Origin of the sequence: Paraburkholderia sp. MM5477-R1 (assembly GCF_050436385.1) — a bacterium.
GTDB classification, from domain to species: Bacteria; Pseudomonadota; Gammaproteobacteria; order Burkholderiales; family Burkholderiaceae; genus Paraburkholderia; species Paraburkholderia tuberum.
Genome location: NZ_JBNDMC010000003.1, coordinates 225,821 through 243,310 on the forward strand (window position 1 = coordinate 225,821; position 17,490 = coordinate 243,310).

General features: G+C 56.3%; 7 protein-coding genes. 2 read left to right on the forward strand and 5 right to left on the reverse strand.

Annotation, left to right across the window (positions count from 1 at the left end; translation table 11 throughout):
* Positions 1-3: 3 nt before the first annotated feature.
* Both OKW35_RS04355 and OKW35_RS04360 read left to right on the forward strand, forming a co-directional pair.
* Positions 4-2,043 (forward strand): hypothetical protein, encoded by a 2,040-nt coding sequence (locus OKW35_RS04355; protein WP_429551310.1) that lies wholly within the window; start codon positions 4-6, stop codon positions 2,041-2,043.
* Positions 2,040-3,362, forward strand: coding sequence for a hypothetical protein (locus OKW35_RS04360; RefSeq protein WP_429551311.1), 1,323 nt, complete (start codon positions 2,040-2,042; stop codon positions 3,360-3,362). The genes OKW35_RS04355 and OKW35_RS04360 overlap by 4 nt, the downstream gene beginning before the upstream one ends.
* A gap of 66 nt (positions 3,363-3,428) precedes the next feature.
* On the opposite strand, the gene OKW35_RS04365 is transcribed toward OKW35_RS04360, so the two are convergent.
* The 5 genes from OKW35_RS04365 to OKW35_RS04385 all read right to left on the reverse strand — a co-directional run bounded on the left by OKW35_RS04365 (position 3,429) and on the right by OKW35_RS04385 (position 16,670).
* Complete coding sequence (locus OKW35_RS04365) at positions 3,429-4,562, reverse strand: GNAT family N-acetyltransferase (protein WP_429551312.1); 1,134 nt, start codon at positions 4,560-4,562, stop codon at positions 3,429-3,431.
* A gap of 1,190 nt (positions 4,563-5,752) precedes the next feature.
* Entirely contained in the window at positions 5,753-8,077 is a 2,325-nt protein-coding gene (locus OKW35_RS04370; RefSeq protein WP_429551313.1) for an ATP-binding protein, read from the reverse strand.
* Positions 8,078-8,175: 98 nt separating this feature from the next.
* Positions 8,176-9,195 (reverse strand): hypothetical protein, encoded by a 1,020-nt coding sequence (locus OKW35_RS04375; RefSeq protein ID WP_429551314.1) that lies wholly within the window; start codon positions 9,193-9,195, stop codon positions 8,176-8,178.
* 44 nt (positions 9,196-9,239) lie between these two features.
* Positions 9,240-9,932: a DUF4236 domain-containing protein gene (locus tag OKW35_RS04380; protein ID WP_429551315.1), complete on the reverse strand. Its 693-nt coding sequence runs from the start codon at positions 9,930-9,932 to the stop codon at positions 9,240-9,242.
* Positions 9,933-10,049: 117 nt separating this feature from the next.
* Positions 10,050-16,670 carry a DUF3320 domain-containing protein gene (locus tag OKW35_RS04385; RefSeq protein WP_429551823.1) on the reverse strand — a complete coding sequence of 2,207 codons (6,621 nt, stop codon included), beginning with the start codon at positions 16,668-16,670 and terminating at the stop codon, positions 10,050-10,052.
* Positions 16,671-17,490: the final 820 nt, after the last annotated feature.

The window sequence follows — 17,490 nt, forward strand, 5'->3', positions numbered from 1 at the left end:
GCGATGACCAAAGCCCCAAGCCTGCGTCGTTTAAGGGGAACTGTCACACGAGTCCTGTCATACGGCCTCGGAGGCGGTGCGATTTTCGTACTGACGCTCCTCCCGGCAAAGCGTATCCGCGTCGTTGCAAACTTCAACGTTATGCTTCGGGCGCCGGTGGTCGGTGAGACCTGGGAAATTTCCGGCACGCTCGAAAACCATCCGCTCTATGGAGCCCAGCTGAAGGCCAAAACTGGAGTGTGTCGGGAACCAAGCGGCATAGAACTGGTAATGCTACTGGGGAAGCACCCCTCATTTGCGAAAATCGGAATGCGTGGCGCCAAGAAGCTCTGGAGGAAATTTGACGCGAAGCTTAGCGATATTTTTTCCCATGACGACGTCCAAAGCTTGCACTCCGCTGGCATCAGCGCATCCGCAGCAATCGCTGGCATTGCCGCGTGGCACAGCTATCTCGATGACATCAGAATAACTCGTGCACTTGAGCCAGTCGCCCTTTCTGGACATGAGCGCTCGACGCTGCCCGAAGTCATCGCGGTGTTTCGTGGATTGAGATTGACAACTCCGTATGATTTCCACCCGGCGATTCATTGGTCAACCATCGACAACTCCGTCCAAAGTTCAAAGCCGCCCAACGAGCCGCGTCGACTGCTCTCTGCATCGGATTCTGTCTTTACACAAGGCACCCACGCAATATTGCGCGCGGTGCAGCTTAAGGACTACGAGCACCGGCTGGCAAACAAGCTCCGAGACCCTGCTCTCGTCCAAACCACAATTGACTCGGCCGTCGCGTCGGGAAGAATTTCGTGTCTAACATACCGACGCCAGCGCTTTGTCGCTTCGGATGCGCTTACAAAGGTCACCCACGCATTTTTGTCGCGCCTGTTTGCCGCCAGGGGTTCGGCGCAGGCGCGCAATGACGCGCTCACTACCGTGGACACCCCCCGCCGGACAGCATTTTCAGTTTGTTTGATTGACCATGGAGGGCGTACCGCTGCCGCTGCACGCGGTCGGCTCCATGAAGTGTTTGCAGACGCTCTTCACATCGCTTTCTCGCTTACAGAGCCCCGGCCCGCTCTTCAGCTGAGCTTGCAAGAGATGCTTGCGGGGCCAGCACAAGTCCACAAGTCCAGCCACACGGTGGTGGTTCACGACGCCCATGCCCTGGACATCCTAACCCTTAACAAGCTTATCCATAGGCTCCCAATAGACACTTGCCTGATACTTGCCGGAGCGGCCGATATGGTTAGCCGACCCAGTCGGCCGGCGCCGTTTCACGCGCTATGGTACTCAGGACAATTTCAACGAATGACATTGGGTCCAATTGGGTCAAGCGGCGGTGGCGAATCTCTACGTCCATCAAGCCCTAGAGAGGGGTTGGAAATACGGAAGGTTCAGCTCACCGGGATGAAAGAAACACTGAAAGAAGCGCTAGCGCTCTATCGCGAGAATGCGTGTGACGGAGCCACAGTCCTGATTGCGACCAACGCGGCAATTTGTCATTCGTTGAATGTCACGCTGGCGTCGGAAAGGGCTGACGAACTTCAGTTCGATAACCTTCCGATGAGTTCGACGACCCTTGGTCGCGGCGGAAGGGCATATGCAAAATGCCCCGTCACGTGGAAGCAAGCAGACATCGCGAAATGCCGCTGGCCAGGCGAAAGCATGAGCTTGCATGACGTGGAGCAAACGCCCTACGTTCGTGTGACCAACTCGATTCCTGAGTTCGTCGTCGCTCAAGTCGCGCGAGCGAACGGAGACCTCGTTCCTCTAACGGCGTCAGATGCGTTTGAGCTCACATTGGCGTACGCACTCGAACTCCCGGCGGCGGCCCTCGGAACTTGGCAAACCGTTATAGTCGTTTGCATCGAGGGCACCGATTGCAATGCAGAGGTGATTCGTGCTGCATCCGGTGTTGCGTCGCATACGGTGGTGCTCGTCGGTGATGTCGATGCTAGTTTGAAGCGCGAAGGAAGAGACGCGTGGTACTGCGTCGACCCTCTTCTACAACACCTTCTGCAGAAGGTTTCGGAGACGTCCACATGAAAGCTTCGGTTCACAAAGCTCAGCGGGTTTACGTCTTCCGGATTGAGGATGGAAACGACCGTCGATTTCCGGTTTTTCGAGGCAGCACCTACTCCCTTCTTGAGTTGCCCACCGACTATTGCGGGATGGTTATCCGCAAGGGAGAATCGGAGCACGTTTCGGAAACCGCTATGCGAACGCGTAGGAACAATGCTGTCAGTGCAGCGCGCGAGCTATATATTTACCTGTCGGAAAAGCAGCTTCCAATTGCTGAGATGAACGACAAGCATCTTCTAGGATTTCGAGATTGGTGCTGGAAGCGGACGATGAAACGCCCTCAGTATCGGGGAAACCAGTTGGTCGCACAAGACACTACGAACGTTCGATTGAAGGAGGTCTACGAGCTTCTTGCGTGGGCACAAGGGCAAGGCAGTATCCCGTCGGGGACAATAGGACCAGTCGGCTGTGGCATCACTTCGACGTTGCCGGTAGTGGGACTGTCCGGCCTGGATTCCGACGAAAAGGAGCTGAAGAAGTACCCGAGGATTTACACGCGAACGGGCCGAGCGAGTCGCCTTGGAAGGGTCCAGTATCGAGCAACTGATGACGACATTGCCGCGCTGGAAGACTATCTTGAAGGAGCCGGAGACGCTGCCGACCACCGCCAAATCATGCTTATCGTTCGTATCATCTCGGACACGGCGTGGCGAGTCGGCAGTGTGGCAAGTCTTCAAATTCATCAGTTCGCGAGGAAGGAACTGGCTAAAGCCGAAGCGAGGCATGCCACGGCCTACGATGTAGCGCCACCTGACCAGAAAAACGGCTATAGCAAATCCTTCTCGTTGTCGTGGGCAATTGCCTATGACATCGCAAACTACATCGAAATTGACCGAGAGGAAATAATTAAGGAAACCGGGGTCAATCGGAAACTTCTTGAAGGACGCATTTTCTTGAATCCAACAACGGGGCTTCCGCTTAACGACCACTCACTATCGGACCGAATCGCAAAGCGGTTTAAGAAGGTCGGCGCTGGGAAGGGCGCAGGAGCGCATGGCGTGCGAAGGAAGACGGGCACACGTATCGCCCGGGAGGAAATAGAGTTCAGGAAGAAGCGAGGACTCTCGATGCAGCGAGAAGACGTTGTCGATGCTATAGCGCAGCGTCTCGGCCAGAACTCCAAGACAGCGTACCAGTTCTACGTCGAAGCAAATGCAATGACGAGCGGGTACACGGTCGAGTCTGAGCAGCGGGACCAGCTTGAGGCCTGTCGCAATGAAATTGCAGCGCTCCGCGCCAAGTTGTCTGAGCTTGAGCGCCCAAAACCGTCGACGAAGCGCTGAGGAACTCCTCGGCATCATCCCCTGCTATGCAGCCGCGGCTCCAGTTCGGCGCTGAGAGACGTGCCTTCACGTTTTCATTTTGAACGGCGTATGGGCCTCGAGCTCATCAATGTGCTCGTCCATCGCCGCCGTCTCCTGGTCGAGAAACTCGCTGATAGCGTGCGCAAATCGATGGTCAGCAATCCAGTGAGCAGACCACGTTGGCGTGGGCATCAGGCCGCGCGACATCTTATGCACACCTTGAGCGCCGCCCTCGAAGCTCTTCAACCCTTTGGCAATGCCATACTCGATACCCTGCATGTAGCAGGTTTCAAAATGAAGGCCCGAAACGAACTCTTTGGTGCCCCAATAGCGGCCATACATAGTATCGCCGTTCACGACGTTTAGCGCTACCGCTAGCCGCTGCCCATCTGCCTCAGCAATAACGAGCATGAGTGCATCAGGCATCGTCCGATGGACAAGCCCGAAAAACTTGCGCGTCAGGTACGGCGGGTTCCAGTGCTCGCGATAGGTGTTCTCGTAGCACTCGTAGAAGAAATCGAGGTCGTCCTGGCCAATCTCCTGACCACGTAGCCATCGGAAGGTCACGCCGGCGTCGTGGACCTTACGCCGGTCTTGCTTGACCTTCTTGCGTTTGTCATGCGACATCTTCGAGAGAAACTCGTCGAAGCTCTTGTATCCAAAATTTTCCCAGTGGAACTGGACGCCTTCCCGCAGCATGAAGCCGGCGTCGGTCAGGGCCTCAAGGTCATCTTCGTGTGAGAACAGTACGTGAATTGACGACACATCGAGCTGTTTCGCAAACTCTATTGCGCCCCGTGCGAGCAACACTCTGTCTGCATGCGTCGGCGCCATCAGTCGTGGGCCTGTAACGGGCGTGAATGGCACTGCAGACAGGAGCTTGGGGTAATACTGGATGCCATGCCGCGCGAATGCGTCTGCCCAGACGTGGTCAAAGACGTATTCGCCGCGGCTATGGGATTTCAGATACAGCGGCATGGCGCCGACGAGTTCGCCTCCGCGTCGCATCAGGAGGTAGGTCGGCTGCCATCCTGTCGACTTGGATGCACATTTCGTAATGTGCATTGCTGACAGATATTCGTGCGCCACGAAGGGATTGCCCACAGTGAGCGCGTTCCACTCTTCTGCAGGCACATCTGAAAGCGAATCGACAACCAGTATCTCAACCTTGCTGCTCACCTTGCCCCCAACGATTTTCCTGCCGCGGCGCCACGCCGCAAAGCAGCATTGTCGCGCATTCGAGAAGAATCGTCAGGCGGCTGCACCTAGGTGGTCAGGCTGCCCCCGGTGCTCGAATTGAGTCTCCCAGCTGCTCGCGCAACGCGCTGAGATGTGCAGCCAAGGCGTCTACCCTGGCCCTGGTCTTGATAAACGCGACTGTATGGCGACGGCGGGTCATCCAGACTATTTGCGCCAAGGACACCCCGCAGAGCATGCTTGTACGATAAGCAAGTTGTTAGCTTCCCAGTGGGACATAGACCCGGGTCATTTTCTTAGAGCATCGTGGTTCGGAAGTCTGTATGCCTGAATCGCTTCGCGATTTTCTGCCTATCGAGGGAAGCGCTTCAGCGCTGCGCCAGCCAGGAAATAGACACATTTGGATTGCGAACGCTGCCAGAAACCGCCTGACCTCCGCTTCAGACAAGCATGGCCCCGGAATTGAACCTTCTCCATCCATGTCGCCAGTCGCCATCGCTGCCTCCTCTTCATAAGCGTGAAAAACTGCGTCGCGCTAACGCCGCTGAGAACAGCATAGGAGATAAAGCGTCGAATCGCACGCATCCTACTAACGGCAGCCTGCGCCCTCGCAGTTACTTGGGGACCAAAGCCGAATTGGGCGCATGGGTGCGAGTATTTGTCGCGCAGCTGCTACATCAACAGTGTATCGGCACGATGTTATCGGACTGTCCTAGTTCACAGGATACCGTGCGCAGCAACGAAACAAGCCTAGACGAACAAGTCGCCCCGAAACATATCTACCCGCCGTGACTCGGCTGTTGGCAATAGCCTGTGCTTTGTCGACCGCGAACGGAGCTTTGAGGCCGACGTCGCTGGTTATGCGACTATCGACGTACTAGTCTGCGCGATGATGCTTGAGCTTTTTCTCAATCTCGAAGCAATTCGCCGTTGCCCAGCTTGAGGTCTTGAGGACGACGGCTCGCGCCTAGCATGTAAATACGCAACTCGGAGCAATAGTCCTTCCAGTTCAGCTATTCGTATCTGAACGGGTTCTTGCAACAGGTTCAGCACAACCTGCTAAATCCTGCTCAGCCGCTCACAGACATCCGTGGCGTTACTGCAAAAAATTGAGTCGCTATTGCCGTCACTTGCCAAACCAGGGCAGCGACGCCCGTCGGCCGACTCCGTAACTACGCCAATGCCATCATCGCATTATAGTGCTTCTCATCGTTGCGCTTTATGAGCGTGAGCAGGTCCGCGAGAACTCCTGGGGCCTCAGAAAGAACTGAAAGGTCGTGCTCTGGCTCGGAGATTTGTTCCATGTGCGAGTGGGTGTGAAGGAATCGAATGATTCGAGAAATAGTCGCCGGGCTGCCGTCGAGTTCTTCCATTTGTCGCTTGAGGTCTCCAGCTTGCCCTGGCACTCGGAACGATAAGAACGATTCAAGAAGACGACGGGCAACGTTGGGCAAACCGTAGACTTCCGCCAAACTATTCGGCTGAGCCATCGCGGCGCCGTCTTTCACGAGCCTGAATAGGTAGTGATATTCCGACTCATACTCGTGAAGCAACGGGTCCAACGTCCGCAGCCAAGCACTGCGCTGCCCCGCCTCCACTTTCATCGCAAGCATGTAGAAGTGACAGATAGTAGACGCCTCAGGTTTGTAGACGCCCTTCTTCAATTTGCCAGCAAAATTGAACCAATTCTTCACCTGCCTGAAAAAGCCAAAATTGTGAGTTAAGACAAACAGCTGCTTCGCATTCTTGGTTCGCTCTTTCATATAGCCGAATGCACTGAAGAGAGAGTTTGCGTCCAGGCTCGACACAGGGTCATCAATCACAACGATGCCATCTTTGAGCCTAAAGTCGGAATCCTCTAGCGTCTTGAGAAAGTACATAAAGGCGATGGCCATGCGTTCGCCCTCGCTCAGATGCATCGCTGCTACTTTTCCTCGCATGATGGTGTAGCCATTCTCCCGTGGCTCAAAGCGCAGTTCGTCGCGACCAAGGTACGCGGCAAGCTCTCGCGTCAACTCTTTCGCAGGCTGATGATGCTGGCGGATTACCCGCTGCAACTGCGCAATTTGCCCGTCTAGCGGGCTAAGCCTATCTTGCAGCAATTTGATGCGGTCCGCCAGCTCCTTCACACGAACTTGGTGACCCGCCCACTGCGAGAAAGCTTTCAAACCCTCGTCAAGCTCCAGCTTTTTACGCGCTTCCGAAGCCGCCTTTTCAAAATTCTCTGAGTGCTCATTATGCCTCTTGACTAGGTCGCAGATGGTCTGCATCGCGACCCCCCCAGAGCTGGCGCCTACCATGTTGAGTCCATCAACTATAAGCCCGAGAAATGCCCAGAAGCCTTTTGTACTTTCCGCGCTGCTTATGGACAGATAATCCGACAAGTTCAGCTCTGAAAATGGCTGCGCCTTCTTTGCTTCAATCGCACGCGTGAGTCCATCGAGATAAGTCTCCACATAGAGCGAATGCTGCTCCAATTTCTTTAATGCGACGTCGTATTGCTCGAAAAGATGTGGGTAAATAGCAGAGCGCTCAGGAATCTGGCGTTGCCTCGTGGCTTTTCGCATCGATTCGACCTCGGACGAAAGCAACTTCAATCGGCTTTGCTGTGCGTTGAAGTGGTCGTTGAAGTGGGCAGACAAATTTGCTAGTCGCGTCGGCCGCAGTTCTTGCTCACAAAAGTGACAATGCGTCTGACCGCCCGAATGAAGATGCAGGCCGCGTTCAACCCACGCGGCGACCTCCGGCTTGTCGACAAGTTCCTGAATTGTGCTTGCAACGACAGTCGTCTTGAGCTCGGCGGCCAATCTGCCGTTGAGACTTGAGAGGTCCGCTTGACCAAATTCCGGCACTCTGAGCTTGGGCAAAGCTTTTCCGGCGATTAAATTCTCCGCCTCAGCGCGCTGTTCACTCGTCAATGCTTCATGCAGCACAGTAGTGGAAAAAAACGTCCGCATCAGCTCTTTGAACCGCGGTGCCTCATAGTTGTTATAACGGACGTCACCCATCAAAAGATTTCGAATGCTCCGCGCCTGATTCGTGCAGAGCGTGTTCTGCAACGAAATCTTCGCTTCCTTTTCGGCGCCAAGTTCCGTCAGAACCTTATTTAGTGCGTCCTGCTCCTCTCGAAGCGAGATTATTTCCTTTTGCTTTTCCGCACTGTCCTCGCCCAGGTAGAACACGGGAGGGAGCGCCAAGTCCGGTGTCTCGAAAACGTTGCGGTCAACAAAGTCTCGGTTGAACACCCGTATCGCAGGCGTACTCCCGTTCGCAAAGTCAGTGCCTGTCACGACGTTCCCGTCTATCACCAGTTCCACAGCCCCAGTCTCCAGAGGTTGTCGCCGCTGCATGGAGCGAAGCAGGGACGACAGCGACGTCTTTCCGGCACCGTTCCAACCGTAAATTAGGTTGTAGCGCCCGAAGTCCGGCAAGCCATCCCACGTGAAGTCCCGAAATATTCGATAGCCTTGCAGCTTTTGAATTCGCGTAATCGTCACAATACACCTTACTTCGTCGAGTCTTTTCTGTTGGATTACATCTTGCAGCCGCTAACGGTTTGCTAGTGCTCAACAGCAACAAACACAACTGCGCTACCCTACTGAGCTACCTTACCGGTTTCAGCAATTGTCGCAAGCGCAATTATCTGGTCGGTATACCACCGTACGAGGCATTCGCGGTCATGGCATTGCTGCTCGCGGTAGTTCCATTGGGTCCGGGTCCGCGCCTTGAATGCAGTCGGGTCGTCTGCTGCGGCGTTTGCCTTTGCATAGATGGCTGCCAACTGAACGTCATCTGAGGCCAATTCGGCGTCGTTACATATAATGTGCTCCGCGTCGGAACGAGCCTTCGAGCAATCAAAGCTTGTCTGCTGAAACGAATCCGCCGGAGTCGATTGCACTGTATTCGTCGCTGCCGACTTGCCCTCAACAGGGTTTGGTCCATTCTCCTGCGCCCAACTTGATAGGGGTGTTACATGAAGAGGCAATTCAGACCATTGGTAGGCCTTTATCGATGCGGTGTCCGAGCCATTTAAGGTTTGCTTGACGACCACAATCCCTTTGCCGGTCGTTTCATTGATGGCGAAAGCGGCCTGTTCGCTACTGCACTCATGTTCCTTGCAACCTTGCGCGACGAGGTAGCCATCTTTTGATTGGATGCCGGTTGAGTTAGTTACGGCGAGCCGTTCCACGATTTTTCTCCAATCTGCTCGCGAGATGCCATTGAATGCGGAACGGAATCGTTTGTCATTCACGACATCAGAGGGATACTTACCAACAAGCCAGCTGAAGTCCTGGACCGGACGAGCCGCATTCGGTGCCGTGACAGTGGCAGCAGCCGGCACCACGCCATTCGAACCTGCGGCGGCCGGGTTGGTTGTATCGGATTGAAGCGCCACCTGCTCGCCTTCGTCATGAGACGCGGTGTGGTGCGGATACACGATGATGGTGTAGACGACCGCCACCGCAGTGACTGCTGCGGACGCCGCCGCCTTGAAGGCAACATGGTCATTTGCTGAATGGATGGCTGGCCGCGGCGTCACCTCCATTGTCAGTTTGGACTCAAACCACTCGTTCGCCTCCCTGATGGCTTCGGAGGAAAACGCTTTCTTGCGCATGAAGCTGAATGTCTTGTACCCACCGTAGGCAAGCGCCAACCCTGTTAATGCGAGCCCCAGGGCACGCCAAGAACGGCCATGAGGAAGCAACCCAGCAGCGCCGCAAACAGAGGACCAACAAATCCAGGAGCACTTGGGCAAGCCTGCACTCTGGCCAGCAAAGCGCTCGCAGCTGCCTGCAATTCACCCCGAGGTCCATGCGCCGCCGCACACTTGTGCTCCATCTCGTAGACCGCGAGCATCGCCTTTTCTTTCTCTGCAAGCGAAACCGTACCAATATCTACGGCTAACTTGATAGCCTTCGTCGTGAGCGCCAGGTCGTGCGCGAGCGTATTGAGAAATGGTTGATGCTCTTCAAGCGTGACCGCATCGCCGATGTCATCATCTTCGACATAAACACCGTGCGAGATAAAATACTGGCGCAGCGCATTCGTTGTGCGTGACTGCACTTTGTAGACGAATTCCTGTGTGGCCTGCTCTCTTTTTGATAAGTTCTCAGTATTCATATATCCGGTACCGATGCTCGCAGACGTGCCGTGACTGTTCCGACGGCTCGATTTCCTGCCCTTCAAACTTGTCGTATATCTGATTCCGGTTCCCGGAATACTTGTAGTGATACGGCCACGGGTGTTGTACGTGGAGTTCTTTCCACCAAGAGACGTGCTGATTCCGCTCTTGCTGAGATTGATGCGAATACCGTGCGCAATTTTTATGCTTTTCCTGAAGCCCCAACCCATGTCATCCCCCGAACACCTCGTCCAGCGAACTAATTCCACCTGTCCGACAAGGCAAAATACTGCCGGTTGTCCCGACGGCCGGACACTTGTCGTGCCGACCGTCGGGCCGTTTCAGTCTCAAGCGTCAGCGTTCGGAGAGTTGGCCTTCGTCGCATCTAGCCAGGCCATCTCCAGGCGCGTTCTGCTACCCGCGTTGAGTTTTCGAAGACCAACTTCACGGGCCATTGCTGCTACGCCAGACTCCTCGTTGTGCCCTACCCGCATCATCTCGAACGCGAGCGCCCGAAGTTCAGCAAGCGAAATTTCATCGACCGACCGTGCTGTGCCATCGACAGGTCGTCGGAATCGAATCTGCTTATCAGCAGAGTCACCTTTAGCACGGAAGAACGTACCCACATCCTCTGCGTCACCGCTGCAGTGCTGCGACGCCAGCCGTACCACCCGGTCCTGGATTTTTGCGCCCGTCCGAACCCAGCCATGAGCCCGCGCGATACGACGCGCTAAAACTTCATCCCGAACCGGTCCTTCCACTCGCACGACATGCTCAATCAATCGCAAAAGCGTTGGGTTGTAGACGACGTCGAAGAAGGCGTTGGCATCGACCGCGTAACCCTCCAGCGTCAAATCGACCTCAGTGAAACGTCCCTCGATTGCGTCGCTTGAATCTGCAACGGCGGCGTTACGAGCGTAGGTGACAGGAAGTGCTGTTGCATCCATTGCGGCATCGACATCGGTCGAGGGATGGGTCACGGCCTCCGCCGAATGACCTACCTGTTCGTCCGGCATTGCCATGATGTCCGCAGTGACCTGCTCTGCAAGGACAGTCGCCTCTTGCTCCGGCTGAATTCGCTTTGCTCGCTGTTCGACGAGCAATGCCTCGAGCTGGCGATGAATCTTTTCGACCGTTCCCTGCATATCAATCCACCAGTCGGTCGACCAGATACGTAGGATGTCCCAGCCGAGCCCGCGCAAGACCTGTTCACGCAATTTGTCGCGGTCGCGGGCTGTTGCCGAGCGATGATAGGTCGCACCATCACACTCAACACCGGCGAGGTATCGCCCTGGTGCGTCTGGGTCGACTACACCGAGGTCAATCCGGAACGCCGACACGCCAACCTGCGGATGCAAAGTCCAGCCCCTCTCGGTGAGCGCGTTCGATACTGCTTTCTCAAACGGACTCTCGAAGTCCCCGAGGCTACCAGCGACAGCCTCACCAAGAGCGCGTGCACCGCGGTCCGCGAACTCCAGGAAGTGCTTCAAGTCACGTACGCCGAGGGCCTGAGTTCTCGCCAGGTCCATCTGTTCCGGACGGAAGCTACCGAAGACGCGCAGCTCCTGCCTCGCACGGGTAATCGCGACGTTCAACCGGCGCTCGCCGCCCTGCTGGTTCATGGGGCCGAAGTTCATCGGCATGGTGCCGTCGACTCCCGGGCCGTAGGTCGTTGAGAAGTACATGATGTCCCGCTCATCGCCCTGCACGCTCTCCAGATTCTTGACGAACACTGGTTCAAGCTGCGTTTCCACGAAGAAATGCTCAATAGATGGGTCTTTGCGACGCTCATCGTCGAGCAAGTCTTCAATGAGCGATTGCTGTTCAGAGTTAAACGTCACAACGCCGATGGTCAACCCACTGTCACGGAAGCCAGGCGCTTTCATTTTGCCGACCAGGTCAGCTACGAGCGCTTTCGCTTCTGGCTTGTTTGTTCGCGCCCCGCCGCGCTCGTATTGGCCATTCGCAACATGATTGAAGCTGACGGCACGGTCGTTCGTGACCGGACTCGGGAATGTCACCAAATCCCCGTCATAGTAACGATGATTCGAAAAGGCAATGAGGCTTTCATGGTGGCTACGATAGTGCCACGAGAGCTTCATCGTCGGCAGGTTGGCACCAATGCACTCCTCGAGAATGCTTTCGAGCTCGGTCTCGACGTCCGTGTCGTCAATGTCCGATTCCGCGCGGTCAAAGAAACTTGTCGGCGGCAGCTGTTTGGGGTCGCCAACCATGATGACTTGTTTCGCACGTGCCATTGCGCCAATGGCGTCCCACACTGGAATCTGTGATGCCTCGTCGAAGATGACGACATCAAAGTTCGCCGTCTCGGCTGGCAGATATTGTGCAATTGACAGCGGGCTCATCAGAAGGCACGGCGTCAGGCGCATCACCGCGCTCGAAGCCTGAGACATCAACTCGCGAAGAGGCAGATGACGAGCCTTCTTTTGCATTTCGTATCGCAGCAGGCCCCATTCAGAGCCTCGTGAGACACGGTCAGGTGAGGGATGCCCCGCCGAAAGCTGCGCACGCACCCAGGCTTGCGTCAGGCCGATGAACCGTTCGTCAAGCTCCCGGAAATCCCGGATGCGTTTCTCGTGCTCTGCGGAAACAAAAGTGCGCAACACGTCGTCGACATCGACGACCGCGTTCAACCACCACCGACAGTAATCGGTCTCGAACGCTTCTTTCACGCGTCCGAGCTGGATTGCGCCTTGTTCGACGCCAGCGACGACGGGAGCAAGCCCCAATGCAAGAGCTGCCGCGCGTGTCTTGCGCCACGCACACCAGGCGTTCAACCGATTCGAGCTAGCCAGGACGTCGCTTGCACGTGCGGCCAGTGCCGCGGGGAGAAGTGCACCCAGCGTCGCGACATCAGAGCCGGGCAAGCCGCTCGCGACCGTGAACTGCATCACTGCCTGATTAAACGCCTGCAGTGCCTCGGCATACATACGCCCAGCACCCGCAATCGCGCCCGTCGGCTCAAGCAGAACATTGCTATCGCCCAGCAGCAAAGCAATCGGGCTCTTTACTGCCGCCAGCGCTTCAGGCGTACTTGCCATCAATGCGAGCGCGCCCGACAGCGCCTCGAAGAAACCGAGCGCAGGTTCGATGCCCTCCAGTTTCGTCTGCAAACCGTTCCAGAGTCCGCCGGTCTTAGCGGGGAGGTCGTCGAACTCCTTGAGACGACCACCGAGGGCAACCAGTTCGCGCATCTTCTTGAGGTCAGCCGACGCGACAACACCCGCGCTGCCGCGCTCGATAACGCCGAAACCCTCGTCCTGCCAATAGCTGCTGGCCACTGCCGCTGCCAGCGCACTCTGAAAGACGACGTATGTCCTCGCGACAGCCAAGTCTGTTTTATATCCAACCCAAACGGCGTCCGTCTCTTGTTCGAGTCCGGACAGCCGATTGATTATCTGGTCAATCTGACGAAGTTCTCTGATGCGCGCGAGGTCTTCACGCGCCGTCTCGCCACACTGACCCCGGCTAACCGGGTCAAGTCCAACATCCTCCCAAGCCGCGCGTACGCGAGCCTGTTCGAGGGCGGCCTGGAAACCAAGCGAAGCTCGCGCGACGTCGAGCTCCGTTTTTAGTCCCAGCCATGCGTTCGACGTCGGCAGCGATAGGTCGTCGAGCGCTTTGATTTCATCCTCAAGTGCATCAATCTGCTTGAGGCGTTCAATGTCGCCGCCAATATCCGGCTCGCCTCCGCCTGTCGACAGTTCCACAAGTTTTTTCGTAAGCGAGCGGCGGCGCATCATGCTCATCGGCCAGGATGAATCCTGCAGTTCCCGCCAATCGAACTGAAGCTGCTGAACCGTTGCCGTCGAAATACCTTCTTTGTATTTAAGCGACAATTGGTCGACCACGTCCTGTCGCTTTCGCAAGAGTTCAATGCCAGTGGAGAGGCGTGACCTCAATGACTCATTCCACGGCTGGGAAAGCTGCGAATGGAGTTCGTGATAGCGAGTGAGCTGAACGATACCTTGCCGCGCGTCCTCCAGCACCTGGTTGCCCAGGGGCGCCGAGAGCGACGCATGCAGTTCACGATGGCGCTCGACCAGTGCTTTCGCGACGCGCAGGTTATCTGCGATTGTTTTTGCATCCGGACGCAGAACAAATTGCCAGTCGTGCCCAGACGCAGACGGCAACGTCGCAGACAGCAGACGCAGCCCTTCCCTAACACGCGAGTCGAGAAGAAGCGGCGGCAAACCGACGGCTGCACGCAACTGCTCCGTTGCCGCATCAAAGTGGGCGACAGTCGGGCCAATAGCCCGGGCCGAATCGAGGAGCGCAGCCTGCCACAGCGGGGACCATTCCGTTTGAACAACGTGAGCGAGCGGGCTGGAGGTCAACTGTCCCTCTCCCATCACTTTTGCGTGGACATCCAATAGCTCAGCCATCTCGCGCAGCGTTCGCATCGCGACCGAATCGTGAACCCTGGCAGACGGCCAGGAGAGCTGCAGGACCGGCAAGTCATTCCCGGCGACAACGCGTCCGATTGCCTCATATACGCTTAGCCCATTTGGGTATCGAAGATGCAGACGTTCGACATACGCATTCAGCTGGCTCCGCAATCCCTCCAGACGAGTGGCTTCCGCGTGCCATTCGTCGGGTTCAAGTGCCGCAGCTGAATCCCACGAGGTACGTAGCTGTTCGAGCACTTCCGTCTTACGCGCTTTGCTGGAATGCAATTCAAGGCAGAAGTTGCCAAAGCCTACGTCAGTGAGGCGTCGATATACGACATCAAGCGCAGCCATCTTCTCTGAGACGAAGAGCACGCGCTTTCGCTCTGCCAGACACTGAGCAATGAGATTCGAGATGGTCTGGCTCTTCCCGGTTCCCGGAGGCCCAATCAGGACGAAGTCCTTACCCTTGCTTCCTGCCATCACTGCCGAAAGCTGCGACGAGTCGGCCGGCAACGGACAGAAGGTGCTCTTCACCGGAAGCTCTACGTCGAGTTTTCTGGCGTCCGGAAACTCAATCGTGCTCTCATAGGAATCGCGCGGCGTTTCAATGAGGTGGCGCACCACCGCATTCTGCTTGAGTTGCTCGGTTCGCTCAGTCAAGTCCTTCCACATCAAATACTTCGCGAACGAGAAGGTTGCAAGGACGACGTCTTCAACCACCTCCCATCCCTTGATGTCCTTGACGGCGCTGGAGACAGTCTTCCAGATTCCCGCGACATCCAGACCCGAATCATCCTTCGGCAGTTCCGTATCCTGGATGCCCAACTCCAGTTCGAAATCCTGACGCAGCATCTCGATAAGCGTCGGATTGAAGCGCGGTTCGTCATCGTGCAGAGTGAGGCTGAATCCGGAGCGAGCGCTACGTCGTTCAAGCGATACAGGGACAAGAATGAGCGGCGCGCGGTACTTCTTATCGTCCTTCGCGTCGCGCGTCCATGAAAGGAAGCCCAGCGCCAAGTACAAGGTGTTGGAGCCACCCTCCTGCAAGTTTGTACGTGAAGTCCGGAAGAGCTCGACCAGACGAGTGTCCATCTCGTCTTGCGAAAGTCCGACGAAAACCTCTTTCCGCTTCAACGCATCAAGCGCGTGGGAACGACGGATGTTTTCCCGCTCACGCGCTTCGTGGATAGCCTGGCTGCGAGGGTCGTTGCCATCCATCAGGTCGGGGCGCATGAGCAACTTGACGGCGTGGCCCTCCGCCAGAACGTCCTCGAGATGTCCGGGGTCTGGCGCATCAAGCTTCAGCGATTTCTTGCCTGCTTTGAAACTCAGTAGGTTGTTTCGGAGTGACAGGTCAAGGAGCTTCCGTTGCCAACGGGTAAGCCGGTCTTCCGGGCGTTCGACAGCCTTGTCGTCCGCAGGACCCTCCAGTTCCTCAGGCAGTTCCGGAGCGTCCTCAAACCCTCCCTCCAGGTTCGTTCCTTCCGTTCCGACCGTTCCACGCGCAATCGCCTGTTCGCTGGCAAGTGGCTTGATGCGCTGCAATCGCGCCCGCCGGATGTCTATGGCCAGGCGAAACTTTTGGCCCGCCTCTTCTGAAATCTGCTCCTCGCCATTCGCGATAGCAAAGCTGAAGGCCGGATGGGGGCGTTGCGTGAGCATTGTCGACTCAAACAGCACCATCTCCTTCAGCTTCACGCGTTTGCGAAGCGCCGTGACATCGTCGATAACTGAGGTTGAGAATTCTTCGGCCTTCAGCCAGACGCCTGGGAATGCGTGTCCATCCGTGAAAATAAGCACAGCGTTGAGACCGGCCTGTTCGAGCGCGGCACACACAAACAAAGCGAGGTCGAGACACGTTCCAAGGCCCGAGTCGGCAATCTGGCTAGGGCTACGCACCTTCTGCCCAGACTGTTCGAAGCTTGCCGGCGGCACCGCATAGTCGATGCCCATCGAGCCAATGGCATTCCAGATAGCGGACGCCAATTCCCAGGCTCGCCGTGCCCCTTCCTGATACCCGTTAATGGCACCCGACTTGCCAGCTTTGTGCAGGACGTCCGCGGCCTTCTTCAAGACCCGTTCTACGGCCTGTTCGTTCGGCTGTACGAATGCCGCAACCATATCGGGGAGAGCCGATAGGCCGCCCCATTGGTTGCGTGGTAACAACTCGACGGTTGATTCAAATGACGCAAGCTCGAGAGGCTCTGCCAGCCCCGACGTAAGCTTGAAAGTGATGAGCGCCTTTTCCGCCTCGGTCAATCGGCCGAGAAGCGCCCCATCCAGCAACAGGTCGAGGTCACTGATACGCACATCTTTTCCAGCAGCGACGTGGTCCAGATGCCATGTCTTCGGCTTGAAAAATGACGGCTCTGAGGATGCGGTAAGCCTCAACTCCTTGACGTCATCGGCCGTCTCGTTGGCAAGCGTGAGCTCATGGACAACCGGAATGGCATTCTGGAAATCGGCCAGATTTATTTTGCCAGCGAGCGTGGCCTTAATCTGAACGCAACGCCGCTCCTCCGGCGTGTCTGCCGGCTCAACAATAGTCTCGTCCATCTGACCCCCAAAGCCTTCCGCTTGTACGTCTTCTCTCAGTTTGATTCTGCCGCCGACCCGCCGTGGTCTATACGCCGAACAGGCACCCAGAATACGCTTTTTACGGAATCGAGTCATACCATTCCGGCGGAGGTCGCGCCCCGTCGCATAATCTCATATTGGCGCAGCAACTAGCGATGGCGTATATCGAAAAAACTGCGAGAGTTCATCCGCAGATACCTCAGTCTAAAACGCGTTAATTTCGTCGAAGCAGCCCCGGAATAAGAAATTGAGGCAACCGCAAACGATTGCGGTCGCATGCAAAAGCATCAACATCGCGTTTTGTGCGGTCCGTCAGGCACGCCGCGGGCCGGCACCTGCAATCATGCTCATCGCAAAGCAACACCACATGCAAGAAGTCGTTGCAGCGAACGAGGCCAAGATGTCGGCCATTCCCCGCCGGATAACTTCGGAGGGGAATGTGCCTTGCATGAGCTCGCGCGGGCTTCGGCGCAGGTTGACATCATTCGGGACGAGGCTATCTGGCCACACTCCCAGTTACTGGTTCGGCGTCACGATTCCCCGAATTGGGTGCCAGGAGTTGTCCATTTCGACCGAATGGGACGTCCATTCCGCGTCTACAGTTGGCAATTGTGCAAAGAGATATTTGGCAGAGCGCCTTGGTAGCTTTACCGAATCTCCGATATGCCCGTAATATGACGGCGAGTTTGGCTAGGTTGAATGTATAAAATGCCAAGTGTGGTCGCGAAGAGGCTTGCGGCCAGAGACGAAATGTACAGACTAGTTGCTTCGGGGAGGAACATATGCAAAAGACATCCGC

Coding starts and splice junctions, on each gene's coding strand:
- OKW35_RS04360 (WP_429551311.1), top strand. CDS start 2,040: ATGAAAGCTTCGGTTCACAAAGCTCAGCGGGTTTACGTCTTCCGGATT.
- OKW35_RS04380 (WP_429551315.1), bottom strand. CDS start 9,932: ATGGGTTGGGGCTTCAGGAAAAGCATAAAAATTGCGCACGGTATTCGC.
- OKW35_RS04375 (WP_429551314.1), bottom strand. CDS start 9,195: ATGCGCAAGAAAGCGTTTTCCTCCGAAGCCATCAGGGAGGCGAACGAG.
- OKW35_RS04355 (WP_429551310.1), top strand. CDS start 4: ATGACCAAAGCCCCAAGCCTGCGTCGTTTAAGGGGAACTGTCACACGA.
- OKW35_RS04385 (WP_429551823.1), bottom strand. CDS start 16,670: ATGGACGAGACTATTGTTGAGCCGGCAGACACGCCGGAGGAGCGGCGT.